Consider the following 15,276-nt stretch of genomic DNA (forward strand, 5'->3'; position numbering starts at 1 on the left):
GTCGCCCCGACTCAGGAGGTCCGGCGGCGGTAGGAGAGGGTGGCGAACACGTAGGCCACCACGAGGAGGCCGACGCACCAGGCGAGCGCGGTCCAGATGCCGGTGCCGACGGGTTGCCGGGCGAACAGGGCGCGGATCGTGTCGACGATGGAGGTCACCGGCTGGTTCTCGGCGAAGGCACGGACCGGGCCGGGCATGGTGTCGGTCGGCACGAACGCCGAGCTGACGAATGGCAGGAGAATCAGCGGGTAGGAGAACGCGCTCGCACCGTCCGCGGACTTCGCGGCCAGGCCGGGGAGCACGGCGAGCCAGGTCAGCGCCAGCGTGAACAGGACCAGGATGCCGGCGACCGAGAGCCACCCCAGCACGTCCGCGCCCGTGCGGAACCCCATCACCAGGGCGACGAGGACGACCACCACGATCGAGACCAGGTTGGCGACCAGCGAGGTCAGGACGTGCGCCCACAGGACGGCGGACCGTGCGATCGGCATGGACTGGAACCGCTCCACCAGACCGCCCCGCATGTCGAGGAAGAGCCGGAAGGCGGTGTAGGAGATGCCTGACGCGATCGTGATCAGCAGGATTCCGGGCAGGAGGTAGTTCACGTACGAGTCGGCGCCGGTGTCGATGGCGCCGCCGAAGACGTAGACGAACAACAGCAGGAAGGCGATCGGCATGATCGCGGTCGTGATGATGGTGTCCGGGCTGCGGACGATGTGGCGCAGCGACCGCCCCAGGAGAACGGCGGTGTCGCCGAGGACGTGCCGGTTCATCGCTGGCCTCCGTCCGTGCCCGCCCCGACGAGGGTGAGGAAGACGTCCTCGAGGGTCGGCTGCTTCTCGACGTACTCGACCTCGGCGGGTGGCAGGAGCCGCTTGAGCTCCGGCACGGTGCCGTCCACGACGATCCGGCCCTCGTGCAGGATCGCGACCCGGTCGGCGAGATGTTCGGCCTCGTCGAGGTACTGCGTGGTGAGCAGCACCGTCGTGCCCCGCTCGGCCAGTTCCCGGACGGCTTCCCAGACCTCGATGCGCGCCTCCGGGTCCAGCCCGGTCGTCGGCTCGTCGAGGAAGATGACCGGCGGATCCCCGATGAGGCTCATCGCGATGTCCAGCCGCCGACGCATGCCACCGGAGTACGTCGCCACCCGCCGAGCGCCCGCCTCGGTCAGCGAGAACCGTCGCAGCAGGTCGTCCGCGATCACGCCCGGCGCCTTGAGATGCCGCAGCCGGGCGATCAGGATGAGGTTCTCCCGCCCGGTGAGGATCTCGTCGACCGCGGCGAACTGCCCGGTGAGGCTGATGGACTCCCGCACGTCGGCGGCTTGGGTCACGACGTCGAAGCCGTTGACCCGGGCGCTGCCGGCGTCGGCCTTGAGCAGCGTGGCGAGGATCTTCACCACCGTGGTCTTGCCCGCCCCGTTCGAGCCGAGCAGTGCGAAGATGCTGCCCCGCGCCACGTCGAGATCGACGCCGCGCAGCACCCTGAGCTGCTTGAACGATTTTTCCAGGCCCCGCACCTGGATGGCGGGATGCCCTGTCTGGTTGCTCATGACGGTCAGCATGAGGGGTTGACGCAGCGTCAGGGTCAAGCCCGCGAGGCGAACGGTCGGACTAGTTGGCCGTGGCCGGCGGCATGGTCTCCTGGGCGACGTAGGTGCCCATCGGCACGGTCGTCACCACCGGCTCGGGCTGCTCCGGCTCGGCGTAGGGAGCCGGGGAGTCGGTGACCGCGAACTGGGTGCGGTAGAGCTCGGCGTAGAGACCGCCGACCGCCACCAGCTCGTCGTGCCGACCGCGCTCGACGATCCGCCCCTCGTCGAGGACGAGGATCTGGTCGGCGTCGCGCACGGTGGAGAGCCGGTGCGCGATCACCAGCGCGGTACGCCCGGTCAACGCCACCGACAGCGCCCGCTGCACCGCCGCCTCGCTCTCCGAGTCGAGGTGCGCGGTGGCCTCGTCGAGGATCACGATCGACGGGGCCTTGAGCAGCAGCCGGGCGATGGCGATCCGTTGCTTCTCACCGCCGGAGAAGCGGTAGCCCCGCTCGCCGACCGTGGTGTCGAGCCCGTCGGGCGTGGACCGGACCAGGTCGGCGACCTGTGCGCCGGCCAGCGCCGCCCAGATCTCGTCGTCGGTGGCGTCGGGCTTGGCGTAGCGGAGGTTTTCCCGGATCGTCTCGTGGAACAGGTGCGAATCCTGGGTGACCATGCCGATCTCGTCGCGCAACGAGGCGAGCGTCGCGTCCCGGACGTCCACGCCGCCGACGAGCACCTGACCGTCGCTGACGTCGTAGATCCGCGAGACCAGCAAGGACAGCGTCGACTTGCCGGCGCCGGACGGACCGACCAGGGCGACCATCTGCCCCGGCTCGACGGCGAAGGAGACGCCCCGGAGCACCGGCTCGTTGACCGTCCGGTCGAGCGCGGCCACCTCCTCCAGCGAGGCCAGCGACACCTCGGCGGCGCTCGGGTAGCGGAAGCGCACGTCGCGGAACTCGACCCGGCCGTTGCGCGGCGGGACCGGCACCGCGTCGGGCTTCTCCGCGATGCCGGGGCGCAGGTCGAGCACCTCGAAGACCCGGTCGAAGGAAACCAACGCGCTCATCACGTCGACCCGGACGTTGGACAGCGCGGTGAGCGGGCCGTAGAGGCGGGTGAGCAGCAGCGCCAGCTTCACCACGGTGCCCGCGCTGACCGCGCCCGCGACGGCGAGCCAGCCGCCCAGCCCGTAGGTGAGCGCCTGGGCGAGCGAGGCGACGAGCAGCATCGCCACGAAGAAGGTGCGGGAGTACATCGCGGACTGGATGCCGATGTCGCGGACCCGCTCGGCCCGGCCGGCGAACCGCGTGGCCTCCACCTCGGGCGCGCCGAAGAGCTTGACCAGCAACGCGCCCGAGACGTTGAACCGCTCGGTCATGGTGGCGTTCATCTTGGCGTCGAGGTTGTAGGACTCTCGGGTGATCTCGGCCAGCCGCCGGCCGACCCGACGGGCCGGGATGATGAAGATCGGCAGCAGCACCAGCGCCAGCACGGTGATCTGCCAGGACAGCACGAGCATCGCCGCGGCGGTGAGCACGAGCTGGATGACGTTGCTGACCACCCCGGACAGGGTCGAGGTGAACGCCCGCTGGGCGCCGAGCACGTCGTTGTTGAGCCGGCTCACGAGCGCGCCGGTCTGGGTGCGGGTGAAGAACTGCAACGGCATCCGCTGGACGTGGTCGTAGACCCGGGTGCGCAGGTCGAGGATGATGCCCTCGCCGATGCGGGCGGAATACCACCGCTGGGCCAGCGAGAAGAGCGCGTCGGCCACGGCCAGCACGGCGATGATCAGGGCGAGCCGGACCACGGTGTCGCGGGCGTCGGAGCCGCCGTCGGCGATGGCGTCGATGACGTCACCGGCGAGCAGCGGGGTGGCCACGCCGATCACCGCGGCCACGATGACGGTGATCAGGAAGATGACGATGTCGCGCCGGTAGGGCTGGGCGAACGCGACGATCCGCCGGGCGGTGCCGCGCTTGAGCTGGTGGGCGGAGACCTCGTCGCGGTTACGCAGCGACCGGAGCATGCTCCAGCCGCCCATGCCGCCGCCGGCCATGTGGTTGGACACTCGTCACCTCCGGGTCGTCGGGCAACGGAGAACCGTCGGGGTCCATTCTCCCGACGCCTGTGACAACCTCGCGAGTAACCCGGATCTTCCCGTGCGGTCCTTACTGCTATTCGCCGCGGCCGGCCAGGTCACGGATCCGCCGGGTCTGCGCCTCCCGCTCGGCCCGCTGCTGCTCGGCGTGCGACCGCCCGACCGCGCCGGCGAGCAGCGCCTTGATCTCCACGATCGCGTCCCGGTTGCCGGCGAGCAGCCCGGCGGACAGGTCGCGCACCGCGCCGTCCAGCTCGTCGTTCGGCACCACCAGGGTGGCCAGGCCGACCCGGTCCGCCTCGGCGGCGTCCATCCGGCGGCCGGTGGCGCAGATCTCCAGCGCCCGGGAGTAGCCGACCAGGTCGACCAGTCGACGGGTGCCGGCCAGGTCGGGAACCAGGCCGAGCGTCACCTCGGCCATCGAGAGCCGGGCGTCGGCGGCGAGCACGCGCAGGTCACAGGCGAGGGCGAGCTGGAAACCGGCGCCGATGGCATGGCCCTGCACGGCGGCGATCGAGATGACGTCCGGCCGGTGCAGCCAGGTGAAGCCGCCCTGATAGTCGGCGATCCGGTCGGCGCACTCGCTCTCGGGGAGCGTGGCCAGCTCGGCGAAGGATCCCGGCCCGGACGCGCCGGCGACCGAAAGGTCCAGCCCGGCGGAGAAGGAACGCCCCTCGCCGCGTACGACGACGACCCGGACGTCACCGGGCAGGTCCCGGGAGAACTCGCTCATGGCACGCCACATCGCCGGGGTCTGGGCGTTGAGCACGTCGGGCCGGCACAACGTCACCGTCGCAACCGGCCCGTCGCAGTCGAATCGAACTCCGGTCGTCTCGGCGGTCACCGGACCACCCGGAGCGCGACGCTGATGGACGACGCTGGGGGGCGGGTCACGCCTTCTTGCGGCGCCGGGCGCCGCCGCGCTGCCGCAGCTGCACCCCGGACTCGGTGAGCACCCGGTGGATGAACCCGTAGGAACGGCCGGTCGAGGCCGCCAGCGCACGGATGCTCTCACCCCCGGTGTACCGCTTTACCAGGTCTTTGGCGAGCGTCTGACGCTCGGCCCCGACGATCCGGCGACCCTTCTCAGTGCTGGTGGCTGTGCCGGTGGCTGCCATGCTGATTCCTCACGTCCCAGACTGTGCGGTTCGGATACGGTCCCACCTATTAGACCGCCTCGGACGATCATGCGCCAGATATCAACTATTCGCCAACCGACACGCTACGCATTGTCAGGTTCCCGATAGAGTGATCCTCCCGACCGGCAGATCCGTACCGCAACTCGCCGTCACCCTCCGGGTCAGGCCAGCTCCACCAACTCGAGCAGGTCGTCGGACCAGGCGTCCTCGTCGCCGTCGGGGAGCAGGATGGCGCGGTCCGGCTTGAGCGCGGTGACCGCGCCCGGGTCGTGGGTGACAAGCACGATCGCGCCCGGGTACCGGGCGATCGCGTCCAGCACCTGCTCCCGGCTGACCGGGTCGAGGTTGTTCGTCGGCTCGTCCAGCAGCAGCACGTTGGCGCCGGAGCAGACCAGGGTGGCCAACGCCAACCGGGTCTTCTCACCGCCGGAGAGCACCCCGGCCGGCTTGTCCACGTCCTCCCCGGAGAACAGGAACGCACCGAGGATCTTGCGCAGGTCGGTGTCGGTCTGGTCCGAGGCGGCGCTGCGCATGTGCTCCAGGATCGTCCGCTCCACGTCGAGCGTCTCGTGCTCCTGGGCGTAGTAGCCGAGCCGCAGGCCGTGCCCGGGGCGCACCTCGCCGGTGTCCGGCTCCAGCAACCCACCGAGCATCCGCAGCAGGGTGGTCTTGCCGGCGCCGTTGAGGCCGAGGATGGCCACCCGGGAACCCCGGTCCACCGCGACGCTGACGTCGGTGAAGATCTCCAGCGACCCGTACGACTTGGACAGGCCGGCGGCGGTCAGCGGCGTCTTGCCGCACGGCGCCGGGTTGGGGAAGCGCACCTTGGCCACCTTGTCGGACACCCGGACCTCGTCGAGGCCGGAGAGCAGGCGCTCGGCGCGCCGGGCCATGTTCTGGGCGGCGACGGTCTTGGTGGCCTTGGCCCGCATCTTGTCCGCCTGCGCCATCAGCGCGCCGGCCTTCTTCTCGGCGTTGGCCCGCTCGCGGCGGCGGCGTCGCTCGTCGGTCTCCCGCGCCTCCAGGTACGCCTTCCAGCCGAGGTTGTAGGTGTCGACCACGGACCGGGTGGCGTCCAGGAACCACACCTTGTTGACCACGGACTCCAGCAGCGACCCGTCGTGGGAGATCACGATCAGGCCGCCCTTGTGGTTGGCGAGGAAGCCACGCAGCCAGGTGATCGAGTCGGCGTCGAGGTGGTTGGTGGGCTCGTCCAGCAGCAGGATGCCGCCGCCGTTCTCGCCCGCGTCGCGGAACAGGATCCGGGCCAGCTCGATGCGGCGGCGCTGACCGCCGGAGAGCGTCCCGATGGTCTGTGCCAGGGCGCGGTCGGGCAGGCCCAGGTTGGCGCAGATCCGGGCCGCCTCGGCCTCGGCCGCGTAGCCGCCGAGCGAGGCGAACTGGTCCTCCAGCGCGCCGTAGCGGCGGACCAGCTTCTCGTCGTCGGCCCCCTCGGCGAGTTTGTTCTCCAGCTCGGTCATCTGCGCCATCAGCACGTCCAGGCCGCGGGCGGAGAGCACCCGGTCCCGGCCGGTGACCTCCAGGTCGCCGGTACGCGGGTCCTGCGGCAGGTAGCCGATGGCGCTGCGCCGGTCGATCTGCCCGGCGTACGGCTGACCCTCCCCGGCGAGCACCTTGAGGGTGGTGGTCTTGCCGGCGCCGTTGCGCCCGACCAGGCCGATCCGGTCTCCCGGCTGCACCCGCAGGGTGGTGTCGGACAGCAGGATCCGGGAACCGGCGCGCAGTTCCAGGCCGGTGGCAGTGATCATTTCGGAAGACTCGCTCTCGGGTCCGGAAGGGCTGACTCAGGGCACGCGAAAGCGCCGGCGGGTCGTCTTCTCCCGTCGGCGCGGGGCCGTTCAGCCTTCGCAGCGCAGCACGGCACAAGTGTACCGGGCGCGTCGCACCCGTCCTGCCGGATTACCGCGCAAGATCATCGGGTACCGAATCCGCCGTCCGGACCCGGTCCGGTACCGCAACCACCACATACGGACACATCGGTGATCGGGGTCAACATGGAGCTGAATGAGAACGCGCAGGTCGACACCAGCCAGGTGGACGACCGGCGAGGGTCCGGCGGCGGAGGGGGCGGGATGGGCATCCCGATCCCGATCGGCGGTGGCCGGGGCGGAATCGTGGGCATCATCATCGCCGTGCTCGTCGCCCTCGTGGGCGGCGGTTTCGGCCTCAACGCGGCCACCAACGGCGGCGGAGACGAGCAGGGTGACAACGCCTCGCTGGAGCAGAAGTGCTCCGCGCAGGACGCGCTGGAGCAGCTCGACTGCCGCAACACGCTCTACGTCAACTCCATCCAGGCATACTGGCGCACCGCCATGCCGGAGGTGTTCGGCGAGCAGTACAAGCCGTCCAAGACGGTGTTCTTCAGCCAGAACGTCAGCACCGGCTGCGGCGCGGCGGACTCGGGCGTCGGGCCGTTCTACTGCCCGGCCGACGACCTGGTCTACATCGACCTCACGTTCTACAAGCTGCTCGCCGACCAGCTCGGCGCCGAGGGCGAGTTCGCCCAGCCGTACGTCCTGGCCCACGAGTACGGCCACCACGTGCAGGACCTGCTCGGCACCGAGGCGCAGATGCGCCGCCAGCAGCAGCGTGACCCGCAGAACGCCAACGCGCTCTCGGTGAAGCTGGAGTTGCAGGCCGACTGCTATGCGGGCGCCTGGGCCAAGAACGCCACCGGCACCGCCGACGACAAGGGCCAGAAGATCTTCAAGAGCATCACCGACCAGGACATCCAGCAGGCCGTCGACACCGCCGAGAAGATCGGTGACGACGCCATCCAGCAGCGCTCCGGCCGGCCGGTGAACCCGGACGAGTTCACCCACGGCACGTCCGAGCAGCGCCGGCAGTGGTTCACCAAGGGCTTCACCACCGGTGACCCGAAGGCGTGCGACACCTTCGGCGGCGGCCAGTAACACCCTCGGGGCCGTCGGCCCGCGCCGCGGAACGTCTCCGCGGCGCGGGCCGGCGGCCCCCTGTCGTCAGCCCAGCAGCACCTGGGCCGGGGTGGGCCGCTGGGTGGTGGTGCCGTCGCCCAACTGGCCCCCGCTGTTGTCGCCCCAGCACCACAGGCCGCCGTCGGTGCGGATCGCGCAGGCGTGGTCGGTGACCGCGAGGCCGCCGGTCCAGGTGGTGGCGTCACCGACGCGGGTCGGCGCGGACCGGTGGGTGGTGGTGCCGTCGCCCACCTGGCCCATCGAGTTCTTGCCCCAGCACCACAGGCTGCCGTCGGCGCGGGACGCGCAGGACGTGTCACCACTCGCGGCGACCCGGCTCCACGTGGTGGTCGAGCCGACCTGCACCGGCGAGGTCTGGAAACTGCCGCTCACACCGAGCTGCCCGTAGCCGTTCTCGCCCCAGCACCACAGGCTGCCGGACCGGATCCCGCAGGTGTGGACGTAGCCGGCGGTGACGCCGGTCCAGTTGTTCGCGGTGCCGACCTGCGCCGGCGTCGCCTGGGCGCTCAGGGTGCCGATACCGACCTGCCCGTCCGAGCTGAGACCCCAGCACCACAGCGTGCCGTCGGTACGGAGGCCGCAGGTGTGCGCGTAGCCGGTGGAGACGCTCGCCCAGTTGGTCGCGGTGCCGACCTGCAACGGGGTGGTCGCCACGTAGGGCGAGGCGCCGACGCCCAACTGGGTGGTCCGGTTGAAGCCCCAGCACCACAGCGTGCCGTCGGTGCGCACGCCGCAGGTGTGCAACGGCCCGGCGTCGACCGTGGCCCAGTTGGTGGCGGTGCCGACCTGCACCGGGGCGCTCCGGCTCGTGGTGGTGCCGTCACCGACCTGACCCCGGAAGTTCGAGCCCCAGCACCACAGCGTGCCGTCCGTCCGGACCGCGCAGGTGTGCCCGGTGCCGGCGTCGACCGCGGTCCAGGTGGCGGTGCCCACCCGCGCCGGAGTGTTCCGGTTCGTGGTGGTCCCGTCGCCGAGTTGGCCACCGTAGTTCGAGCCCCAGCACCACAGGCCCCCGTCGGTCACGATCGCGCAGGTGTGCGCGCCGCCCGTGGTGACGCTGGTGACCGTCGGGGCGGCGAGCGCGGCGGCGGAGCTGACGCTCGCGGCAGCCGTGCCGGCGGTGACCATGACGCTTCCGGCGCACATCGCCACCGCGACGGCGAGGAGCCTCGTCGCACGGCGCCACCGGGCCCGCAGCCGGCCGTCCTGTTGTCCGCTCATGAAATTGTTCTCTCCCAACGATGTCGGTGCTCGGATGGCGGAGGCGAAGCTGCCCCGGCGGGTCGCCCGGAGACCCACCGCTTCGTGACACCGACCTTAGGCATCGTCCTTGTTCGATGCACTATCGCTCAGTGGGATTGGCCTGCCTTGATGCGATCTTTCCCGTTCAGCGGACCAGGATGTGGACCGCACGGGCGGCGGCGACGGCGGCCACGAGCACCGCGTGCCGCGGCTCGGGCACGTCGAGCAGGCGCTCCGCGCGCAACGCCGCGAGCGGGGCCAGCCGCCGGTCGGCCAGCACCGTGTCGACCGCCCGCCGGTCACCGCCGCAGACAAGCGCCGCGAGCGTGCCCACGGCCGGCAACAGCAGGCGTACGGCGAGATCGGCCGCGTCGCCCAGGGCCGCCTTCGCCTGGTTGTCGCGCCGCCGGGCGAACCGCTGCTGGGACCAGCCACCCGCGGCGGTGCGGCCCTGCACGTACCGCGTGTCCACCTTGGAGACCATGAGGTCGGCGCCGTCCGCGACGCCGACCGCCACCGCGCCCTTGCGGGCCAGCAGCAGGCCGAGCCGGCGGGGAGCCGTGGCGACGCCGACAAACCCGGGCAGGTCCGGCGCCGGGCGGGCCCCGGGCGGGGAGTGCAACTCGGCGGTGGCGCCGTCCGGGGCGGTCAGCAGCAGCCCGTACCCCAGGGCGGTGATGGTGGGCGGGCCGTGCCGGTCGGCGAAGCCCTCGACCCAGCGGGTGACGCGGGCCGGGTCGACCTCGACCCACCGGCCGCCCCCGGCTGCGGGTCGGCTGCTCATGGCCCGACGGTACGCGGTTCAGCCGGACAGCAGGGTGCTGGCCGCGAGGGCGGCGATCAGCGCGCTCGACACCACGCCGGTGACCAGCCGCCCACGCGGACCGGCCAGCACGCGGCCGACCACGGAGCCGCCGCCGGCCACCAGTAGCTGCCAACTCGCCGAAGCCAGGAACGCGCCGGTCACGAACAGCGCCGCGGTGACCGGATCCGGGTCGGCGGCGTCCCGGCGACCGAGCACCAGGGCGGCGAAGTAGAGCACCGTCGCCGGGTTGAGCAGGGTCAGCCCGAGCAGCGCCGCGTACGCCCGGCCCGGGGTGCGCAGGCCGCGCCCGGCCGGCGCCTGCGGGGTCGCCCGCCGGCCGGACCAGGCGCGCCAGAGGCCGTGCCCGGCGATGCCGAGCAGGACCAGCGCGGCCACCACCCGCAGTGGCCCGGCGACCGGGGCGAGGACGCCGGCCAGCCCGGCGCCGCCCAGCGCGGCGACCGCGGCGTAGAGCCCGTCGGCGGTGGCCACGGCGAGCGCGGCGGCAGCGCCGACCCGGATCCCGTCGCGTGCGCTGAGCCCGAGGATGAGCACCGCGATCGAGCCGACCGGGATCGCGACGCCGTAACCGGCGACCAGCCCGGCCAGGAACGCGCCGGTCACGACGGCGGACGACGGGTCGAGACGGCCGGCAGGGCACGCTGTCGGCGCGCGCGGAAGCCCGCACGGACAGGAGCCTGCTTCGGGTACGCCTCGATCACCCGCTCATCCTGCGACCCGCCCCCACTCCCCCGCCACCCATTTCCCCACCCCGCGCCCACCCCACGAGCCGCTGATTCACGGAAAGAGTGGCTTCCCGCTCGCGGATAGCCACTCTTTCCGTGAATCAGCGCGCATCGAGGTGGGGGTGGGGTGGGGGGTGGGACGCGATGGGCGCGGCGCCCCGGTCGGGGTGCCGCGCCCATCGCGGTGAGTCGAGAGGGTCAGACGTTGAAGCCGAGCGAGCGGAGCTGGTCGCGGCCCTCGTCGGTGATCTTGTCGGGGCCCCACGGCGGCAACCAGACCCAGTTGATCCGGATGTCGTTCACCAGGCCGCCGCCCGGGCCGGTGGTCAGCGCCTGCCGGGCCTGGTCCTCGATCACGTCGGTGAGCGGGCAGGCCGCCGAGGTCAGCGTCATGTCCAGGGTGGCGACGTTCTCGTCGTCCACGTGCACGCCGTATACCAGACCCAGGTCGACCACGTTGATGCCCAACTCGGGGTCGACGACGTCCTTCATCGCCTCCTCGATGTCACCGACGGCGGCCTTGCCACCGCCCGACGTCACCGGGCTGTCGGTCGCCACCGCGCCGGTCTCCGGCGTCGTGGTGGTCTCGTCGTCGCTCATGCCTCCCCCTCGCTTCGCTCGGCGCCGGCATGGGACGCCGCCGCGCTGTGTTGGTGATTCGCCTTCGCCTCGGGGCTCACGCCCACCCCGGCGCGCGCCGCGGCGTCCTTGAACGCCATCCAGGACAGCAGCGCGCACTTGACCCGGGCCGGGTAGCGCGCGACACCCGCGAACGCCACCCCGTCCCCGAGCACGTCCTCGTCCGGCGTGACCTGGCCACGCCCGGACACCAACTCGACGAACGCCTCGTGCACCACGGCGGCGTCGCCCGCCGCCCGGCCGCGCAGCAGCTCGTGCAGGATGCTCGCCGACGCCTGGCTGATCGAGCAGCCCATCCCGTCGTACGAGATGTCGGTGAGCACCGTGCCGTCGGTCGCCACCCGCACGGTGATCTCGTCGCCGCAGGTCGGGTTGACGTGGTGCGCCTCGCCGACCGCCGCCGCCGGATCCACCGCGTCCCGCAGTCCGCGGCCGTGCGGGTGCTTGTAGTGATCGAGGATGATCTCCTGGTAGAGCGATTCGAGCTGCATCACCGGAACACCTTCCGCACCTGCTCCAGGCCCGCCACCAGCGCGTCGATCTCCGCCGTGGTGGTGTAGAGGTAGAACGACGCCCGCGTCATGGCCGGCACCCCGAAACGGGCGCACACCGGCTTGGCACAGTGGTGCCCGACGCGCACCTGCACGCCGAGCGAGTCGAGCACCTGCCCGACGTCGTGCGGGTGCACGTCGCCGAGGGCGAACGAGATCGTCCCGCCGCGGCCCACCGGCACGGACGGGCCGAAGATCCGCAGCCCGGGCACGGTGGCGAGGGCGTCGAGCGCGTACGCCGTCAGCTCCTTCTCGTGCCACCGGATCGCCGGCATGCCGACGCCGGTCAGGTAGTCCACCGCCGCGCCGAGCGCGACCGCCTCGGCGATCGGCGGCGTGCCCGCCTCGAACCGGGCCGGCGGCGCGGCGAACGTCGACCGCGCCATCGTCACCGTCTCGATCATCGAGCCGCCGCCCATCACCGGTGGCATCGCGGCGAGCAGCTCGCCCCGGCCCCAGAGCACGCCGATGCCGGTCGGGCCGCACATCTTGTGCCCGGTGAAGACGATGAAGTCGGCGTCCAGGTCGACCACGTTGATCGGCAGGTGCGGCACCGACTGGGAGCAGTCGAGCAGTAGCAGCGCCCCGACCTGGCGGACCCGCTCGGTGATCCGCGCGGTGGCGTTGACCGTGCCGAGGATGTTCGACACGTGCACCAGAGAGACGATCTTCGTCCGTTCGGTGACCAGGTCGTCCAGGCCCGACTCGTCCAGCCGGCCACCGTCGGTGAGCGGGAACCAGCGCAACGTCGCGCCGGTGCGCTCCGCCAGCAACTGCCACGGGACGATGTTCGAGTGGTGCTCCATCTCGGAGATCACGATCTCGTCGCCGGGGCCGAGTCGGAACCGGTCGTCGCCGCCCGCGCCCAGGGAGGCGTTGGAGAACGCGTACGCCACCAGGTTGATCGCCTCGGTGGAGTTCTTGGTGAACACCACCTCGTCCACGCTCGGCGCGTGGACGAACGCGGCGATCTTCGCCCGCGCCCCCTCGTACGCCCCGGTCGCCTCGGTGCCCAGCGTGTGCACCGAGCGTGACACGTTGGCGTTGTGCATCGCGTAGTGCTCGGCGAGCGTGTCGAGCACCTGCCGCGGCTTGTGCGAGGTGTTGGCGCTGTCCAGGTAGACGAGCGGGTGGCCGTTGACCTCCCGGTCCAGGATCGGGAAGTCGGCCCGCACCGCCGCCACGTCGAAGCGCGGCACGTCGTCGTACTGCGGCATGCCCGCCGGGATCGCGATGGAGGAGGTCATGTCAGGTCAGACCCGCGCCGCGCCGGCCCCGGCGGCGTACCGCTCGTAGCCCTCTTCCTCAAGCTTGTCGGCCAGCTCGCGACCGCCCTGCTCGACGATCCGGCCGGCGACGAAGACGTGCACGAAGTCCGGCTTGATGTAGCGCAGGATCCGGGTGTAGTGGGTGATCAGCAGCATGCCGGTGTCGCCGGTGTCGCGGACCCGGTTCACGCCCTCGCTGACCACGCGCAGCGCGTCCACGTCGAGGCCGGAGTCGGTCTCGTCGAGGATGGCGATCTTCGGCTTGAGCAGCTCAAGCTGCACGATCTCGTGCCGCTTCTTCTCGCCGCCGGAGAAGCCCTCGTTGACGTTGCGCTGGGCGAACGCCGGATCCATCTGGAGCTTCTCCATGGCGCCGCGCAGCTCGCCGGCCCAGGTGCGAAGCTTCGGCGCCTCGCCGTCCAGGGCGGTCTTCGCGGTCCGCAGGAAGTTGGCCACCGACACGCCGGGGACCTCGACCGGGTACTGCATGGCCAGGAAGAGGCCGGCGCGGGCCCGCTCGTCGACGGACATGGCGAGCACGTCCTCGCCGTCGAGGGTCACCTCGCCACCGGTGATCTCGTACTTGGGGTGGCCGGCGATCGAGTAGGCGAGCGTCGACTTGCCGGAGCCGTTCGGGCCCATGATGGCGTGCGTCTCTCCGGAGCGCACGGTCAGGTCGACCCCGTCCAGGATCGGCTTGAGCTCACCCTCGGGCAGCTTGACCGACACCTTCAGGTCGCGGATCTCCAGGGTGCTCATCAGCGGGTCACTCCATTGCTCGGCGTCAGACTGACAAAGATGTCGCCGTCGCGGACTTCGACGGGATAGACGGGTACGGGTTCGGTCGCGGGCAGCCCGGTGGGCTCACCGGTACGCATGTCGAAACGGGATCCGTGCAGCCAGCATTCCAGCGTGCAGCCCTCGACCTCGCCCTCGGAGAGCGCCACGGCGGCGTGCGAGCACTCGTCGTGCACGGCGTAGAACACGTCGTCCTCGCCGTGCACGACGGCGATCTGCACGCCGTCCACGTCGACGCTGATCGCCGTGCCCTTCGGCACGTCCTCGGTCGGACAGATCCGGATCATCAGGCGCCGGCCTTCGCGAGACGCGCCTCGATCGCGTCGCCGAGCCGCTCGCGCAACTCCTCGACCGGGATCTTGTTGATCAGCTCGGCGAAGAAGCCCCGCACCACCAGGCGCCGCGCCTCGGCCTCCGGGATGCCCCGGGCCATCAGGTAGAACAGTTGCTCGTCGTCGAACCGGCCGGTCGCGCTGGCGTGACCGGCGCCGGCGATCTCGCCGGTCTCGATCTCCAGGTTGGGCACCGAGTCGGCCCGGGCGCCGTCGCTGAGCAGCAGGTTCCGGTTGATCTCGTACGTGTCGGTGCCGGTCGCCTCGGCCCGGATCAGCACGTCGCCGACCCAGACCGTGTGCGCCTCGTCGCCCTGGAGCGCGCCCCGGTAGCCGACGTTGCTGCGGCAGTCCGGCACCCCGTGGTCGACCAACTGCCGGTGCTCCAGGTGCTGGCCGGAGTCGGCGAAGTAGAGGCCGTACAGCTCGGCCTCGCCGCCACGCTCGGTGTATTCCACGGTGGTGTGCTGCCGGACCAGGTCGCCGCCGAGGGTCACCTGCACGTGCACGATCCTGGCGTCGCGGCCCAGCCGCACCTTCAGGTGCTGCGCCTGGACCGCGTCGTCGGCCCAGTCGGCGACCGTGACCAGGGTCAGTTTCGCCCCGTCCGCCACCGTCACCTCGACGTTGTCGGCGAGCGTGGCCGAGCCGACGTGCTCCAGCACCACGGTCACCTCGGCGAACCGGCCCACCTCGACGAACGTGTGGCCGAACGCGAGCGCCCCGGCGCTCTCGCCGACCGCCCGCAGGCGCACCGGCGCGTCCACCACGGCATCGCGGGCGACCGCCACCAGCAGCGCGCCCTCGGCCCCGCCGTAGGCGAGCGCGCTGACCCGGTCGAACGGGGTGAGCACGCTGCCCATCCGCGGGTCGTCCCGGCCGATCCGGTCGACGGAGACGCCCTCGGGCAGGTCGGCGTACTCGTGCCGGACCGTGCCGCGCGGCGAGCCGGAGCCGTCACCCGTCAGGCCACGGAGGCGCTTGAGCGGGGTGAAGCGCCACTCCTCCTCCAGGCCGGTGAGGGCCGGGAAGTCGGCGACGTCGTACGAGCGGAGCGCCTGCGACTTGGTCGTGGGCGGCGCGGAAGCCTGGGTAGTCATCTCTTCCTTGGTCTGTTCAGCGACTGCGGTGTCAGTGGGTGCG

Annotated in this window: 15 protein-coding genes and 1 pseudogene; 1 reads left to right on the top strand and 15 read right to left on the bottom strand. The window is 71.6% G+C overall.

Translation table 11 applies throughout. The features are described 5' to 3' along the window. Positions 1-11: 11 nt before the first annotated feature. The 6 genes from O7619_RS23620 to O7619_RS23645 all read right to left on the bottom strand — a co-directional run bounded on the left by O7619_RS23620 (position 12) and on the right by O7619_RS23645 (position 6,546). Positions 12-773, bottom strand: coding sequence for an ABC transporter permease (locus tag O7619_RS23620; RefSeq protein WP_282283494.1), 762 nt, complete (start codon positions 771-773; stop codon positions 12-14). Further along, entirely contained in the window at positions 770-1,552 is a 783-nt protein-coding gene (locus tag O7619_RS23625; protein WP_282283495.1) for an ATP-binding cassette domain-containing protein, read from the bottom strand. The genes O7619_RS23620 and O7619_RS23625 overlap by 4 nt, the downstream gene beginning before the upstream one ends. Before the next feature lie 61 nt (positions 1,553-1,613). Continuing rightward, positions 1,614-3,596 (bottom strand): ABC transporter ATP-binding protein, encoded by a 1,983-nt coding sequence (locus tag O7619_RS23630; protein ID WP_282288918.1) that lies wholly within the window; start codon positions 3,594-3,596, stop codon positions 1,614-1,616. Positions 3,597-3,714: 118 nt separating this feature from the next. Further along, positions 3,715-4,482, bottom strand: a complete 768-nt coding sequence (locus O7619_RS23635) for an enoyl-CoA hydratase/isomerase family protein (RefSeq protein WP_282283496.1) — start codon at positions 4,480-4,482, stop codon at positions 3,715-3,717. Between the two features lie 46 nt (positions 4,483-4,528). After that, complete coding sequence (locus tag O7619_RS23640) at positions 4,529-4,756, bottom strand: helix-turn-helix domain-containing protein (RefSeq protein ID WP_007072022.1); 228 nt, start codon at positions 4,754-4,756, stop codon at positions 4,529-4,531. Positions 4,757-4,938: 182 nt separating this feature from the next. Continuing rightward, positions 4,939-6,546, bottom strand: a complete 1,608-nt coding sequence (locus O7619_RS23645; RefSeq protein WP_282283497.1) for an ABC-F family ATP-binding cassette domain-containing protein — start codon at positions 6,544-6,546, stop codon at positions 4,939-4,941. A 246-nt stretch (positions 6,547-6,792) separates the two neighbouring features. Here O7619_RS23645 and O7619_RS23650 point away from each other — a divergent pair, with 246 nt between their 5' ends. Beyond that, positions 6,793-7,710, top strand: coding sequence for a neutral zinc metallopeptidase (locus O7619_RS23650; RefSeq protein WP_282283498.1), 918 nt, complete (start codon positions 6,793-6,795; stop codon positions 7,708-7,710). A gap of 66 nt (positions 7,711-7,776) precedes the next feature. Here the strand turns inward: O7619_RS23650 and O7619_RS23655 are convergent, their stop codons facing one another. From O7619_RS23655 to sufD, 9 genes and pseudogenes are all read right to left on the bottom strand, one after another. Beyond that, positions 7,777-8,973 carry a hypothetical protein gene (locus O7619_RS23655; protein WP_282283499.1) on the bottom strand — a complete coding sequence of 399 codons (1,197 nt, stop codon included), beginning with the start codon at positions 8,971-8,973 and terminating at the stop codon, positions 7,777-7,779. Between the two features lie 166 nt (positions 8,974-9,139). Continuing rightward, positions 9,140-9,778, bottom strand: coding sequence for an acVLRF1 family peptidyl-tRNA hydrolase (locus tag O7619_RS23660; protein ID WP_282283500.1), 639 nt, complete (start codon positions 9,776-9,778; stop codon positions 9,140-9,142). A gap of 18 nt (positions 9,779-9,796) precedes the next feature. Continuing rightward, positions 9,797-10,423 carry a LysE family transporter gene (locus O7619_RS23665; protein ID WP_282283501.1) on the bottom strand — a complete coding sequence of 209 codons (627 nt, stop codon included), beginning with the start codon at positions 10,421-10,423 and terminating at the stop codon, positions 9,797-9,799. 320 nt (positions 10,424-10,743) lie between these two features. After that, entirely contained in the window at positions 10,744-11,145 is a 402-nt protein-coding gene (locus O7619_RS23670) for a metal-sulfur cluster assembly factor (protein ID WP_282283502.1), read from the bottom strand. 71 nt (positions 11,146-11,216) lie between these two features. Continuing rightward, a pseudogene (gene sufU, locus O7619_RS23675) lies at positions 11,217-11,675 on the bottom strand (Fe-S cluster assembly sulfur transfer protein SufU); the annotation flags it as partial. After that, positions 11,675-12,982: a cysteine desulfurase gene (locus O7619_RS23680; RefSeq protein WP_282283503.1), complete on the bottom strand. Its 1,308-nt coding sequence runs from the start codon at positions 12,980-12,982 to the stop codon at positions 11,675-11,677. The pseudogene sufU and the gene O7619_RS23680, both read right to left, overlap by 1 nt. A 6-nt stretch (positions 12,983-12,988) precedes the next feature. Beyond that, positions 12,989-13,762, bottom strand: coding sequence for a Fe-S cluster assembly ATPase SufC (gene sufC, locus O7619_RS23685; protein ID WP_282283504.1), 774 nt, complete (start codon positions 13,760-13,762; stop codon positions 12,989-12,991). Beyond that, positions 13,762-14,088 carry a non-heme iron oxygenase ferredoxin subunit gene (locus tag O7619_RS23690; RefSeq protein ID WP_282283505.1) on the bottom strand — a complete coding sequence of 109 codons (327 nt, stop codon included), beginning with the start codon at positions 14,086-14,088 and terminating at the stop codon, positions 13,762-13,764. Before O7619_RS23690 ends, sufC begins: the two co-directional genes overlap by 1 nt. After that, on the bottom strand, positions 14,088-15,233 hold the full coding sequence (gene sufD, locus O7619_RS23695) for a Fe-S cluster assembly protein SufD (RefSeq protein ID WP_282283506.1): 1,146 nt from the start codon (positions 15,231-15,233) through the stop codon (positions 14,088-14,090). Before sufD ends, O7619_RS23690 begins: the two co-directional genes overlap by 1 nt. Between the last annotated feature and the right edge of the window lie 43 nt (positions 15,234-15,276).

The organism is Micromonospora sp. WMMD998 (assembly GCF_029581235.1).
Taxonomy (GTDB): domain Bacteria; phylum Actinomycetota; class Actinomycetes; order Mycobacteriales; family Micromonosporaceae; genus Micromonospora.

Excerpts from the sequence above, each read along its gene's own strand:
- O7619_RS23620 (WP_282283494.1), bottom strand. The coding sequence starts at position 773 with ATGAACCGGCACGTCCTCGGCGACACCGCCGTTCTCCTGGGGCGGTCG.
- O7619_RS23625 (WP_282283495.1), bottom strand. The coding sequence starts at position 1,552 with ATGAGCAACCAGACAGGGCATCCCGCCATCCAGGTGCGGGGCCTGGAA.
- O7619_RS23630 (WP_282288918.1), bottom strand. The coding sequence starts at position 3,596 with ATGGCCGGCGGCGGCATGGGCGGCTGGAGCATGCTCCGGTCGCTGCGT.
- O7619_RS23640 (WP_007072022.1), bottom strand. The coding sequence starts at position 4,756 with ATGGCAGCCACCGGCACAGCCACCAGCACTGAGAAGGGTCGCCGGATC.
- O7619_RS23645 (WP_282283497.1), bottom strand. The coding sequence starts at position 6,546 with ATGATCACTGCCACCGGCCTGGAACTGCGCGCCGGTTCCCGGATCCTG.
- O7619_RS23650 (WP_282283498.1), top strand. The coding sequence starts at position 6,793 with ATGGAGCTGAATGAGAACGCGCAGGTCGACACCAGCCAGGTGGACGAC.
- O7619_RS23655 (WP_282283499.1), bottom strand. The coding sequence starts at position 8,973 with ATGAGCGGACAACAGGACGGCCGGCTGCGGGCCCGGTGGCGCCGTGCG.
- O7619_RS23660 (WP_282283500.1), bottom strand. The coding sequence starts at position 9,778 with ATGAGCAGCCGACCCGCAGCCGGGGGCGGCCGGTGGGTCGAGGTCGAC.
- O7619_RS23670 (WP_282283502.1), bottom strand. The coding sequence starts at position 11,145 with ATGAGCGACGACGAGACCACCACGACGCCGGAGACCGGCGCGGTGGCG.
- O7619_RS23680 (WP_282283503.1), bottom strand. The coding sequence starts at position 12,982 with ATGACCTCCTCCATCGCGATCCCGGCGGGCATGCCGCAGTACGACGAC.
- sufC (WP_282283504.1), bottom strand. The coding sequence starts at position 13,762 with ATGAGCACCCTGGAGATCCGCGACCTGAAGGTGTCGGTCAAGCTGCCC.
- O7619_RS23690 (WP_282283505.1), bottom strand. The coding sequence starts at position 14,088 with ATGATCCGGATCTGTCCGACCGAGGACGTGCCGAAGGGCACGGCGATC.
- sufD (WP_282283506.1), bottom strand. The coding sequence starts at position 15,233 with ATGACTACCCAGGCTTCCGCGCCGCCCACGACCAAGTCGCAGGCGCTC.